Consider the following 12,658-nt stretch of genomic DNA (forward strand, 5'->3'; position numbering starts at 1 on the left):
CTCTCTGCCGCAGGCCTACCGACCGGCCCAGGGGATGAAAAACAGGTACGAGCGGTTGACGATGTGGCCGAGGCCGTCGGTGTTCAGGCGGATGTCGTAGCCGAAGCCGGTCAGCATCAGCTCGACTACGGATCATGGCGAGAGGGTGATCGTGCGGCCTGGTGCGGATGCGTCGGAATGCGGGCTCGGGGCCCCGTGCCGAAGATGGGCGCAGTCCCCCGCCCCCGCATCGTCAGGAGCCGATCCCCATGCTGCAGCGCACACTGCACAAGGACCGCACCGAGGTCACCTTCATCCTCCCCGCCGACACCCCGCCCGGAGACGTCAGCGTGGTCGGCGACTTCAACAACTGGCAGCCCGGCGTCCACACCCTTACGCCGTGCCAGGACGGCAAGCGGGCCGTTACGGTCGAGCTGCCCTCCGAGGCGCCCACTCGTTCCGGTATCTGGCCGCCGGGGACTACTGGTTCAACGACGAGAACGCCGACGGCCAGGACGGCCCCAACAGCCGCCTGCACACCTGACCGGCCCAACCGACGTGACGTACGGCGCCCCTGAGCGTTGAGTCCGCAGCACGTGTGCCGCCAGCCCATCCACCCCGGGCCGGAATCCGTGTGACGGCCCCGCCACCTTCCCGGCAGCGGGGCCGTCGTAGTCTCCCTGGCCGCTCTGCCAGGTCATGACGGAGCGGACACGCCCCGCCTGCGGGAGCACGCCGGGTGCCCGGCGTCCTCAGATGTCGGCGGTCCACACCTCAGGGCCGCCCCCCTCCCACCGGATCGGCCCGTCCTCCGACAGATCCACATCCTCCAGCCCGGCCCGTCGTAGGAACTCCGACACATCCGCGGGCGTGAACGCCCGGGCCCAGGTCCGCGTCCACACCGAGCGCGTGCGCCGTGACTTTGCGCCCGCCCTCGGCGACACGGGATGGATCACGATCTCCGTCTGGTCCGCCATCCATCCAGAGTGCGACAGCCCAGCCACCACGGCATCCGGGCGCTGAACAGCAATGGAGTAGCTCCGTGTGCGGGCCGCGAGAGCGCATTGACTTGACGACACCTCAGAACTTGTGGATAGGCGGGTGTTTGAGGAAGGAAGGCCGGGTTAGACGCGTGGACATCGGAAGCGCACACCTGGCGGGTGGGCTTCCGGAGCGGGCTCCGCCGCATGACGCCCTTCCCCGTTGACGTCATGCGGCAGACCCGCCCGCACGACGGGCTGCCGCCCGGATCCGTACGGCACCCGGACACCCCCGGCGCCGGCGCTCAGACCGCCGCCCCCGGGCAACGGACCCGACGGCAGCAGCCCGCCGCGTGATCAATGTCGATGCCCCGAAACACACCCCAATCCGCACATCAGCGGGCCCGGCGATCGGGGGCAATGCCCAAAACATTCAGAAAATTCCTGCTTGCTGTCAATCGCATACGCGAGGATGAAAGTCACCCCTAAGTCACCCCTGCGGGGACAGCAGCGCCCGTTGAGGGGCCGTTGCCGGGCCGGCGCTCGGCCTGCTTCCGGGCGTGTGAAAGGGGTCGTCCCGCGAAAGGAGTGCGGCCCGGGCCAGGCCTGGTTGTGGGCAGCGATCGCTACCAAGGGCCATCTGGCCTTCCAAGTGGGGGCGTGACACGCTCGTGGAGTAGCCAGCCTGGTCTGGTGAGAGACCCCGTACTGCCGCATGGTCATCCGGGGTGACCGGTGGAGAGTTCGGGTGGTCTCGCTTGGCTGTGCACGACGTCTACCGTCGTGCGCTTGACGGCCTCCTCCGGGAGCCGACCGTGATGGGCTCCGACCTGAACGGCGGAGAGACGATGTGCGCCACGTTCGATGCCGATGTCACCGTGGATCCCGGCCGGACCGTTGTATGCGTGACGGGCGACCTGGACATGGACAACTGCCCCCACCTGGCCTTGCGGAATCCGGGCCGCCGGGACGGACCGGGGCGCCGGGAGGCGGGCGGACCGGGAAACGGGGAGACTTAGGGAGAGCGTGACGCCTGACCGCTGCGGCCCGGTCCGCGGCGGACGGTCCCGCGCAGGGGCCGGACCATCGACCTACGTCCGCGCGCGCCCCGGGGGGTGGGTGCCACGGCCCTGTCCAGGAGTTCCCATCGTGACTTTGACCCCACAGCGATCCGAACGCTCTCGGCGCGCGGCCCGACGGGCCGCGCTCCTGCTCGCCGCCGCGGCGCTGCCGGCGGTCCTGGTGGTGCCCGCGGCGCCCGCCGCAGCGGCGCCCGTGACCAAGACCTTCACCGCCGGCGCCAACCAGCGGTTCGTCGTCCCGGCCGGCGTCACCCGACTGACCGTCACCGCCACAGGCGAGCCGGGACGGTCGGCCATCGAGGGCGGAGCGGGCGGGACCGGCGCCACCGTCACCGGCACCCTCACCGTGGTGCCCGGCACCGCCTACTACGTCAACGTCGACACGGGCGGCGGAGCCGTCACCGGTCAGCGCCCCGGCGGCAGCGGCGGCGGTGCCAGTGACGTCCGCACCTGCAGCTCGGCGCGCGCGAGCTGTGCCCTGACCGGCGTTCCCGGCACCGACCCCCGCCTCATCGTCGCCGCCGGCGGCGGGGGCGGCGGACGCGGCTCCAGCTTCACCGGTCCCGTCCGCGAGGCCACCGGCGGAGACGCGGGCGACACCGGGAAGCCCGGCGGCGAGCGACCGGACAGCGGCGGCGGGGGCGGCGGCGGAACCCAGACCCTCGGCGGCAAGGGCGGAGCCGCCTGCCCCGAGGGCTTCAGGCCCGGCACCGACGGCACGCCCGGTACCGGCGGCACGGGAGGTGGCGGATTCGGCGGGGGCGGTGGTGGCAGCGGCTGGCACGGCGGCGGCGGAGGCGGAGGCTGCTTCCTGGTCACCGCCGCCGCCGGGCCCGGCGGCGGCGGAGGCGGGTCGAACCTCGTCCCGGCGGGCGGCACTTCCGGCCCCGCCACCGGATCGGCGCAGGTGTCCATCACCTACGGTTCCTGAACCGTCGTCCGTGGGGTGCAGAGTACCGGTTTCGTAGCAGCGCCCGACAAGGCCAAACTCCACCCCGTGTCAAGGACAGCAAGGCCGGGCACCGCCTTCGTGTGAGCGAGCGCGAGGCCCCTGAGCGCCGTGCTAGCGGGCATCCGACCCGCTGCCCCCGCACCGCCACTGCCACGAACGCGGCCCCCGGCTCGGCACCTTCATGCCCTCGCGCAGACATGGAGCAGCAGCAGGGCATCGGTGCCGGACCGCCCGCCCGATCACCTCCGTCGAGGCCCTCCCCTGCGCCAACTGATACTCCTCGACAGCTGCGGCGAGCTTCTCGGGAATCTCCCGCCGGTCCACCACACCCTGCGGGAACGAACCACCGAATATTTGCAGCCGCGACCACCCCAACGACCGGCCGGCCTTCCGCAGCGCCGCGGATCAGATCTACCCCGCCCAACTCCTCCGCCTCTTCCACACCGGGGCGAGCTCGTACGACCCGCCGAAGCCACCCCCACCCGGCAGACACGAACGACGCAACAACGGCACCAACACAGCGACAAGACGCTCATGACGCGGATCACCCGCAAACGACGGCATCCCCCGAGCGGAGCAGCCCGACCGGTTCGGCGCCACCCCTGCATACTCGGCATGACCTCCAGACCGACCGGCCCCAGGCATACAGGCGCCCGCAGCGGGGGCCAGGCCGCCTGACCAGGTGCGGCCGTCAACACCACCCGACGGCCGCACCACGCAGCAGACGCAGCAGCGCCCCGGACCCGAGCGGATCCGCGGCGCTGCTGTTCGGTGTTCAGGCTTCGACGTACGCCACGATCGTGATCGTCCGCAGGGCGGTCACGTAGTAGATGACCCGTACGCCGTCGATGTCGTCCGCGTAGTCGCGCAGCAGGGTGCCGGGGACTTCGGTGCCGAGTTCCGGGTTGACGCTGATGGCGACGATCGCGCGGTCCAGGCGGTGCGTCTCGTTCGCGGTGAGTTTGGTGAGCTGGGTGAGTGCGGGCTCGACCATGACGACGCGCGAGCGGCGCCCGGAGGGGTCAGGCGACACGGGGCTGCCCGTCGACGAGGCGGGCGAGGTGGGCGTCGCGGGCGGTCTCCCACAGGACGCCGGTCTCCGGGGCGGGGTACCCGTTCGCGGCGATGTCCTCCAGCACCGAGGCGAGGACGTCGACCTTCGCCCGCTGCTCGGCCGCGTACGCGAGGACGGACGCGGCGGCGTGCTCATCGAGGGGCAGGCGTTCGGGGACGGGCGCGGTGGCCGGCTGCTGGCTCATCCGAGGCTCCTGGACTGTCATCTGGCGTGGTGTCACCACGGTATCGCCCAGCCCGCGGACCGGGATCCGCTCTAGCGAAACCGAAAGGCCAACAGCGTGGACGCTGCGGTGCGTGCCGTTACCTGTCCTGTGCGGTCAGGAGCAGGACCAGGGCCTTGGAGTGGGTCGTCCCGAGCGCGGTGGCCACCGCTTCGGCGGACATGCCGTCGTCACACAGCGCGCCGGCGGCCGCCCGGCCCACCCTGGCGGCGATCCGCTCCAACACACCGGCAGCGCGCAGCGCGGCCAACGGCGCGTCCGCGGCCGTGGCGGTCAGCTGCTCGGCCATCTCGACCAGGAGCGCGGCCAGCGGCTCGGGCAGCGGTACCGCCTTGTCCCGGACGACGGACAGGTGCGCGGTCCAGTCCGCGAGCGGTCCGGCGAGGTCGACGTCCGCTTCGTACAGCGGCTGGTCCCCGATCGTCGCCCAGTCCAGCGGGTATTCGGCGGCGCCCCGCCATCCGCACGCGCACACCGCCCGCAAAGCCTCGGCGCGCGGGCGGCGGGCCCGGCCGTCGTAGGCCGACCAGTGCGTGCTCGACAGCACGTCCGAACCGCTCCCGACATCGAAGTACACCGGACCCGGCTCGCTACCGCCGACGAGCACACCCACCGCGCCCGCGTGCGCATCCCCGAAATCCACCGTCCACCAGTCCCAATCCACCAGCACACCGCCCTCTCCCACGCACCCGCCGACGAGCCGGCCGGATCCCGTCTGCGACCCTGCCCCGTCCACGCACGCGGCCACACCCGGGCTGACGTGACACGTATCTGTCGGCAAACGGCCTAGTCGACCGTCGTCCTGGCCGTCTGCCCGACCGCGGCCGCCTGTGCGGCCGACAAGTCAGTGCAGCGGATCCCGCCGCCGGGGTGCCACTCCAACGTCGGCGCCACCGCGTCGCCGTGCTCGGCGCACCAGGAGACGGGGACCATGCCGCCGCAGTCGTGCCGCGCGCAGACGCAGCCCTCGCCCGGACGCGCGTAGGCGATCCCGTGGCGGACCACTCCGCCCGCCGGTCCTGACGCGGCGGAGCCGCGGAGGCGCGCCGCCTGTCGCAGCCGACCCGTTTGCGAGAGCCCCCAGCGGCCATACGGGGTTGCGTAAGGCGTGTCCACCGAAGAGGGAGTGATCAGCTGTGTCTGGTGAGCAGAAGGCCGAGGCGAAGGGCGAGCAGGCCAAGGGCAAGCTCAAGGAGACCGCTGGCCGCTTGACGGGCAACGAGCGGCTGACCGCTGAAGGCCGCGCGGAGCAGGCCAAGGGCGATGCCCGCGAGGCCAAGGAAAAGATCAAGGACACCTTCAAGCACTGATCGTCCTGCCGCAGGGCCGGGACCGCAGGATGGTCCCGGCCCTGCCGTGTGTCCGCTTCGCCTACGTGACTACACCCTGCGCGCCGTACGGCCCGTACCCGCCGCGACCTCGGTGATCGCGGCGGCATGGGCCCCTGCCACACATCCCCGAGGAAGAAGCCCAAGCGCTTGGCGTCGATGGGGAAGACGTCGTGGACGTCGCCGCCGAGCCGGCCGTGCTGGCTCCGCCACGTGGCGGAGCCGTTTGTGCAGGTAGCGGGCGGGACGCGCATCTCGGACTACTCGCCAGGCCGGCAACATCCCAGTGGGGCACCGTGGTCGCCATCGTCGCCCGCGCGGTAGTGGCGAAGGCGCGGCCCCAGGACTTACGGGTGTTGGTGCGCGAAAGCAGTCGTGGGTGCAGGCGGGAGTGCAACTGAGTGCACCCTTCACGCGTCCTCCCCTCCGTGACGAGACATTGGATAGCGACACGGCCCGGACGGGTCCTGAGCGCGGGCACGGCCGGGCTGGTACTGGCCGCGGTCCTGCTGTGGAATGTCCCGTTGGCCGGGCAGTGGCGAGGGGAGCCCCCGCTCACGCAGCTCCTGCCGCAGTCCCCGCCCGGGCCGGGGCCCTGGGAGAGCGCCCCCACACGCGAAGACCTGTATTTCTCCGAGCCGGGGCTCGACGAAGACGAACAGAAATACCGGCGCTTCGAGCTCCACGGCCGCGCCATCCTGCGCCACGGCTTCTCGCAGAGCGTCAAGAGGTTCGACTCCCCGACGTGGGCCTGGCTCGCTGTCCGCCGGTCTCCGGCCCAGGACAAGCCCTGGTCCTTTCCGCCGGTCGAGCTGGCCGGCAGCCGGAAGGCGGACGACCAGTCCTACACCTGCCTCCTCTACAGCGACTCGGTGTACGGGTGCGAACGCTGGTACGGCCAACTCCGCTACGGACAGTACGTGGTCGACATCGCTGTCAGCGGCGGGGAGCAGGCCCAGGCCCTCGACCTCCTCCAGGAGGCCGTGCTCGCCACCGACGCCCTCATGCCTGCATGACCAAGACGTGGGTCGCCTCCGGCTGCCCCGTACCCGTCCCGCTCGTCGGTACGGTCCTTACGGCGTGGTGGGCGAGAGCGGGGACGCAGGCCAACACGCCCCGACCTCAGTCGCGCACCACGTCGTTAGTGGGGCGGGGCGCTCAGGGAGCCAGATGAGGCGGAGGTGACCCCACCGCACCACACCATCGATTACTGGCCATTCCACCGAGAGTCATTGAGCGTTTTCAGCGTTGCCTCTCCAGGGTGAGGACTGCTGCGGCGATTGACGTCATGCGGTTGGGGCTTACGCGGGACCGACGGAAGATGCGCCAGGACTTCAGCCGCGCGATCCCGCGTTCGACGGGTGCCCGGGCCTGGGCCTCCCCTTCCCGGCCCGAAAACCGACAAGGCGGACGCTGGGGTGCCGGCCGTTACCTGTCCTGCGCGGTCAGGAGCAGGACCAGGGCCGTGGAGCGGGTAGTCCCGAGCGCGGTGGCCACCGCTTCGGCGGACAGGCCGTCGGCCCTCAGCACGCCGGCGGCCTCCCGGCCCACCCGGGCGGCGATCCGCTCCAGCACACCGGCGGCGCGCAGCGCGGCCAACGGCGCGTCCGCGGCGGCGGCGGTCAGCTGCTCGGCCATCTCGACCAGGAGCGCGGCCAGCGGCTCGGGGAGCGGAACGGCGGCGTCGCGGACGACGGACAGGTGCGCGGTCCAGTCCGCGAGCGGTCCCGCGAGGTCGATATCCGCTTCGTACAGGGGCTGGTCGCCGATCGTGTCCCAGTCCAGGGGGTACTGAGCCGCGCTGCGCCATCCGCACGCACACACCGCCCGCAGGGCCTCCGCGCGCGGGCGGCGGGCCCGGCCGTCGTAGGCCGACCAGTTCGCCGTCGACGGCACCTCCGAACCACTCCCGACATCGAAGTACACCGGACCCGGCTCGCTGCCACCGACGAGCACACCCACCGCGCCCGCGTGCGCATCCCCGAAATCCACCGTCCACCAGTCCCAGTCCACCAGCACACCGCCCTCTCCCACGTCCCTGCCGACAGGCCGGCCGGATCCCGTCTGCGACCTTGTCCCCTCCGCGCACGCGCCCACACCCGGGCGGCCCCAACAACCAACGCGGTTGGATACCGGGCCTCGTACATGTGAAGGCGTCGGCTGCGCCATCCGCTGGGCAAGGCGGCGGCGACGCGCGTCGGCCTGATCATCGCCAGCGTGCTCCTCATCGAACTCGGCGCCGCCCACTGATCACCACCCCGGCCACGCACCGCCGGCTGCAGGAGCGGAGGCGATCGCGGGAGCGGACGTGGCCGCCAGGGCGGCCGCGACTCCGGCCGTCTCACCGGACTCAGGAACAGCACGGGGGCTACCGGCCGCGACCCCGCTCCCCTGGCCGCTCTCCTACTCACCCACCACCCGCTGCACCCGGCCTTGACCGCCGGGTGCGCGGCAGCGGATCGCCGCCCGGGTGAGCCGGGAGACCGCCGGGGCGCTGTGCGCCGACTGTATGTCCGCCGAGGCGGTGGCCACTGCGCTCGGGACCACCAGTTCGGCGTCTCGCTGGGCATGATCCGGTGGGTGGTGAAGCGGTACGGGATCTTGGCGTGGTGGAAGCGCGCGGTACAGGGTCGGCTGTTCGGTACTTCATCGCGGCCGCTGAATGGTCGTGCGGGGTAGGGCCCAGGTCTCGGCGGATCGGGGGCTTCCTGCTGTCTGGCGTGCGGGTCCGACACGCTTCCGCGTCCAGCTGCGGCTCACCTGCCCGTCCTACTCTTCACGCATGGCTCTGTGGATGGCCTGGGCAGTGAGGTCGGTTGCCGAGGCGGGGGGAAATATGGACGGCATTGAGGGAGCCGTGGCCGCTCTCGACAGGTCAGTGCAGCGGATTCTGGACCGAGACCCGGCCATGACCGGCACGCCGGCGACGGCTCTACGTGCGTCGGCGCGCGACATCCGCACACGGATGCTCGGTGAGGGGCGGGCGGCCGTTGAGCAGGGAGAGCGCTGGTCGGCCGAGGTAGGAGAGGTGAAAGTGCTCCTCGTCCCTCGGGACGACGATTCCCTCGCCTGAGCTTGCCTGGATGCGCCGGTCCTGCCCGGCGTGGCTCGGCTCCCGGCCGCCGGCGCGCGCAGCGGGCCGGAGGGCGGCGCTGAATTCCAAGCGCGCGCCGTTTGCGCCCCAACAACCGGTGCAGTTGGGGAACAGGCCGCACGACATCCCGAAAACGCAAACATCCCCGATAGGGTTAAATCCAACATCTAGGTGAGGTTAATTTTGCTAGGGTTCGGGGTGGAGGTGGGCATGCCGAGCCAGGAAGAACTGTTCGACGCGGTGGACGCACTACTGGAGGGCGAGCCGCAGCTGCCGTCTCCGGCGGAGCGTGCGCGGCTGCGTGAGGCGGCTGGTGTCACGCAGGCCCGGCTCGCGGCCGCGTTGAAGTCGACGCCACAGACGGTGAAGAACTGGGAGAACGGCCGCTCCGAGCCGCGCCCGCCGCGCCTGCAGGCCTATCTGCGGCTGCTGGACGGCTGGGCCGAGCGCTACCCCGCGCCGGCCGCCTCCGCGCCCGTTCCGGTTCCCGTGCCCGCTCCGGTTCCGGAGGCGTTCACCGGCCCTGTGGAGCAGCCCACCGAGCCGGCCGGGCGCGCCACGGCCGCCATCGCCGCTGCACCGGTTCCGGTCGTGAAGGCGGCCAAGCCCTCGGCGGCGTCGCGCCGCCCGGCGAGGAAAGCCGCCGCGCGGGCGGCCGTTGACCCGCGGTTCCCGCACGGCCCGCTCGTGGTCCTGGACGGTGACGGGAGCGCGTACGGCGTGGACGGAATCGTGCTGGACTGCCCGGCCACCACCATCCCGGGGCTGGTGGAGTGGACGCTGAAGGAGTCCGGGCTCGGTGCCGCGCGCCTGAACCGCAACGGCAAGGACTCCGACCCGCTGATCGCCCTCACCGAGGCGGCTGCCGTGAAGCTGGGGCTGCCCGCACGGCTGGAGGGCCACGAGCAGCGCCGCTCCCTGCGCCTGGGGGATGACCACCCCCTCGTCAAGCAGATCGCCAAGGCGAAGTGGAAGCTCACCAAGCGCGGCTTCGGCCCCTGGGCGCGCATCTACCGTCCGGCGAAGGCCGGGCAGCGGCAGTGCGTGCAGCTCGCGGTCCTGTCGTGGGACGCGCTCGATGCCCGGTCCTGGCCCGGCGTCGCGGGCATGGAGCCGGCCGACATCGCCCGCGTGCTGGGCACGTACGCGGCCCGGGTGATCACACCGCGCGGCTCGACCGCCGTCTCCGGGCTGGAGCTCATGACCGCGTTGCGGCCGCCGACCCGTGCCGTGAAGAACGAGACCACGGGTGAGTGGGAGTCCGCTTACAACCCGGGCTCGCTCGGCACCGAGCCGATGGACCCGGCGCCTCCGGAGGCGCCCGCCGAACACCCGGTCGCGCAAGGCTGGACCGGCGGGGTTCTGGACGAGGAGGCCTACCAGTGGGTGCGCGAGGTGGACCTGCTCACGGACGAGGAGTGCCTGCTGCCCTACGCGGTCGGCCTGGACATCAACACCGCCTTCCTCGCCTCCGCCGCCCGCCTGGTCGTCGGTCTGTCCGCACCCGACCACTTCCACCGCCCGGCCTTCAACAAGAAGATCCCCGGGTCCTGGCTGGTGGACCTGTCGCACATCGAGCTGGACCCGCGTCTGCCGTCGCCGTTCACGCCGTCCGGGCAGCGGCCCGAGGGGCCGGCCTGGTACCAGACGCACACCGTCGCCTACGCCCAGGAACTCGGCTACGACGTCGCGCCGATCGAGGCGTTCCTGCGCAGGGAGACCGGCGCGTACCTGGACCCGTGGCACGACCGCCTCAAGACCGCCTACCTCGACACACTCGCCGACCTCGGCGTGAGTGCCCAGCTGGACGACCGGCAGTTCCTCGCCGCGATGGAGCGGCACAAGCAGGTCGACCCCGCGATGGCGGCCGTACTCGCCGCGATCAAGGCCACGGTCAAGGGCGGGGTCGGCAAGCTGCGCGAGCGCCCGCAGGGACGGCACTACCGCGACGGCGAGCGGTGGCCGGCGCTGGAGCGGCCGACCTGGCGCCCCGACATCCGGGCCGCGGTCATCTCTAAGGCGCGGGTCAACATGCACCGCAAGATGGCCAACGTCGCCAAGGCCACCGGCCAGTACCCCCTCGGCGTGCTCTCCGACTGCGTCGTCTACGCGAGCCCCGGGCCCTCCCCGCTCGACTTCCTGCCCTACAGCACTTCCGGCAAGCCCCTGCCTGGCTCCTTCCGGCTCGGGCCCACCCCCGGCGCGGCCAAGGTCGAAGGCGTACAGGAGATGGCGTGGGCAGTGGACCTGATGGAGAAGGGCCTCAACCCCGCCCGCCACATCAAGGGCGGCGACGCCGTCCTGGACGAAGGAGAGTAGGCCGTGGGAGACATTGATGACGCTCTGGAACGCGCCGGCCGCGAGACGTTCACACGGGAGCCGCCCACGACGTTGAAGGGCCGCATCAACTTCCTGATGGGGAAGCTGAAGACCACCAGGGCCGTCGCGGCCGAGCTCGGCGTCAGCCAGCGCTCCATCGAGCGCTACCGCACCGGCGCACGCAAAACCCCACCGAAAGCGATCACCGACCGCATCGACACCGCCGTACGCGCCCGATGGCAGCCCGTGGTCCGCGGGCGCCGCCGCAAACAGGCAGCCACCGCAACCGGCATCACCATCGAGACCAGAGCCCGGTTCGGGTACACCGCCCCGGTCGGCACCACCGACGACGGCCGCATGCGCCGGCTGACCGTCCACCTCCCACCCGCCTACGCACAGCGCCTCTTCGACGCCCAGCAGCAAGGCGCTGGGGATCCGAACCTGCGCGCGATCGTCGCCGAAGGCCTCCAGGACATCTATTTCAAGGACGGCGGCACCCGCGCCGACCACCTCGAAGTCGAACTCACCGACATCGACTACATCGACGTCTCCTTCTAACGCCTCCCGCCCGTACCGCCTACCGCGCCTCAGCGGTGAGCCGAAGCACGATAGTTGTCACCGAGGCAGACGTGTTGTCACCAGGGACGCCGGACGGGGCGCGCAGAACTGAGCCGGGCCACGAAAGGTGGAACCTGGCCAGGCATGTTGGAACTACTGGAGACGTGTCGCAGTCCGGACTAGGTCGGCGACGGCTCTGGACCGGCTGTGCGGTGGCCAGGCGATCACGGTGGTGACTTTCGGCGCGTCCAGCACGGGCACGGCGGAGAGGTCACCGGGCAGTTGGGCTCGGCACGACTCCGGTGAGACCGCGCAGGCCCGGCCGAGCGCGACGAGCTGCAACAACTGTGCGTGGTCGCGGACCTGCGGGCCGGGGCCGGGCGGGTAGGTGCCGTTGGGGTCGGGCCAGCGTGGCAGGGGCAGACCCGGCAGCCCGGCGATGTCGGCCATGTGCACATGGGCCCGGACAGTGAGCGGATGCCCGGCCGGCAGGACCACAACCTGGCCCTCCGTGCTGAGTTCTTCGGTGTGGAACCCGGCCGTCGAGTCGAACGGACGGTGCAGCAGCGCCACGTCGGCCCGGCCCTCGCGCAGGAGTCGTTCCTGCTCGGCCGGGCCGCACAGGATGACGTCGACTGCGACCGCGCCGGGTTCGGCGGCGTACGCGGCGAGCAGTTTCGCCAGGAGTTCTCTGGACGCGCTGGCTTTCGTCACCAGGACCAGGCCGGGTCGGCCGGTCGCGGAAAGGGCGGCGCGGCGGGTCCGGCGCTCGGCGGCGTCGACCGCGTCGAGGGCGGCCCGGCCCTCGGCCAGCAGCACCGAGCCGGCCTCGGTCAGGGTGACGGTGCGGCTGGTCCGATCCAGCAGTGTTGCCCCGAGCCGGCGTTCGAGCTGCTGGATCGCCCGTGACAGGGGCGGCTGCGCGATCCCGAGCCGCTGCGCGGCGCGCCCGAAGTGCAGCTCTTCAGCGACAGCGACGAAGTAGCGCAGTTCCCGGGTCTCCATCCGGCCACGCTACCCCGGATCAATACCCGGACGGTATTGTTGCCCACCCGATCGGTCTTGGAC

General features: G+C 71.7%; 13 protein-coding genes and 1 pseudogene. 7 read left to right on the plus strand and 7 right to left on the minus strand.

Going from position 1 to position 12,658, the window contains the following annotated elements; genetic code table 11:
• Nucleotides 1-248: 248 nt before the first annotated feature.
• Entirely contained in the window at nt 249-557 is a 309-nt protein-coding gene (locus OG472_RS01850) for a hypothetical protein (protein WP_405827217.1), read from the plus strand.
• A gap of 1,551 nt (nt 558-2,108) precedes the next feature.
• On the plus strand, nt 2,109-2,972 hold the full coding sequence (locus OG472_RS01855) for a hypothetical protein (protein ID WP_405940734.1): 864 nt from the start codon (nt 2,109-2,111) through the stop codon (nt 2,970-2,972).
• A gap of 796 nt (nt 2,973-3,768) precedes the next feature.
• Here the strand turns inward: OG472_RS01855 and OG472_RS01860 are convergent.
• From OG472_RS01860 to OG472_RS01875, 4 genes are all read right to left on the minus strand, one after another.
• The gene (locus OG472_RS01860; RefSeq protein ID WP_405827220.1) at nt 3,769-4,026 is read right to left on the minus strand and encodes a hypothetical protein; all 258 of its coding nucleotides are present in this window, start codon (nt 4,024-4,026) and stop codon (nt 3,769-3,771) included.
• The gene (locus OG472_RS01865; protein ID WP_405827222.1) at nt 4,016-4,252 is read right to left on the minus strand and encodes a hypothetical protein; all 237 of its coding nucleotides are present in this window, start codon (nt 4,250-4,252) and stop codon (nt 4,016-4,018) included. The genes OG472_RS01860 and OG472_RS01865 overlap by 11 nt, the downstream gene beginning before the upstream one ends.
• Before the next feature lie 118 nt (nt 4,253-4,370).
• Nucleotides 4,371-4,961 carry a hypothetical protein gene (locus OG472_RS01870; RefSeq protein WP_405827223.1) on the minus strand — a complete coding sequence of 197 codons (591 nt, stop codon included), beginning with the start codon at nt 4,959-4,961 and terminating at the stop codon, nt 4,371-4,373.
• Nucleotides 4,962-5,077: 116 nt separating this feature from the next.
• Complete coding sequence (locus tag OG472_RS01875) at nt 5,078-5,296, minus strand: hypothetical protein (RefSeq protein WP_405827224.1); 219 nt, start codon at nt 5,294-5,296, stop codon at nt 5,078-5,080.
• 131 nt (nt 5,297-5,427) lie between these two features.
• Here OG472_RS01875 and OG472_RS01880 point away from each other — a divergent pair, with 131 nt between their 5' ends.
• Both OG472_RS01880 and OG472_RS01885 read left to right on the plus strand, forming a co-directional pair.
• The gene (locus tag OG472_RS01880) at nt 5,428-5,601 is read left to right on the plus strand and encodes a CsbD family protein (RefSeq protein ID WP_109779112.1); all 174 of its coding nucleotides are present in this window, start codon (nt 5,428-5,430) and stop codon (nt 5,599-5,601) included.
• A 446-nt stretch (nt 5,602-6,047) separates the two neighbouring features.
• Nucleotides 6,048-6,635: a hypothetical protein gene (locus OG472_RS01885; protein WP_405827226.1), complete on the plus strand. Its 588-nt coding sequence runs from the start codon at nt 6,048-6,050 to the stop codon at nt 6,633-6,635.
• Between the two features lie 226 nt (nt 6,636-6,861).
• On the opposite strand, the pseudogene OG472_RS01890 reads toward OG472_RS01885, so the two are convergent.
• A pseudogene (locus tag OG472_RS01890) lies at nt 6,862-6,996 on the minus strand (IS5/IS1182 family transposase); the annotation flags it as partial.
• Between the two features lie 51 nt (nt 6,997-7,047).
• Nucleotides 7,048-7,638 (minus strand): hypothetical protein, encoded by a 591-nt coding sequence (locus tag OG472_RS01895; protein WP_405940735.1) that lies wholly within the window; start codon nt 7,636-7,638, stop codon nt 7,048-7,050.
• Nucleotides 7,639-8,401: 763 nt separating this feature from the next.
• Between OG472_RS01895 and OG472_RS01900 the strand changes: the two genes are divergently transcribed.
• From OG472_RS01900 to tpg, 3 genes are all read left to right on the plus strand, one after another.
• A complete protein-coding gene (locus OG472_RS01900) occupies nt 8,402-8,692 on the plus strand; it encodes a hypothetical protein (RefSeq protein WP_405827234.1) in 291 nt (96 codons plus the stop codon).
• 231 nt (nt 8,693-8,923) lie between these two features.
• Nucleotides 8,924-11,032: a telomere-associated protein Tap gene (gene tap / locus OG472_RS01905; protein ID WP_405940736.1), complete on the plus strand. Its 2,109-nt coding sequence runs from the start codon at nt 8,924-8,926 to the stop codon at nt 11,030-11,032.
• Nucleotides 11,033-11,035: 3 nt separating this feature from the next.
• Nucleotides 11,036-11,590, plus strand: coding sequence for a telomere-protecting terminal protein Tpg (gene tpg / locus OG472_RS01910; protein WP_405827236.1), 555 nt, complete (start codon nt 11,036-11,038; stop codon nt 11,588-11,590).
• Nucleotides 11,591-11,743: 153 nt separating this feature from the next.
• Here tpg and OG472_RS01915 read toward each other — a convergent pair whose 3' ends face one another.
• Nucleotides 11,744-12,595, minus strand: a complete 852-nt coding sequence (locus tag OG472_RS01915; protein ID WP_405827238.1) for a LysR family transcriptional regulator — start codon at nt 12,593-12,595, stop codon at nt 11,744-11,746.
• Nucleotides 12,596-12,658: the final 63 nt, after the last annotated feature.

This window comes from Streptomyces sp. NBC_00207 (genome assembly GCF_045160965.1).
Taxonomy (GTDB): Bacteria; Actinomycetota; Actinomycetes; order Streptomycetales; family Streptomycetaceae; genus Streptomyces.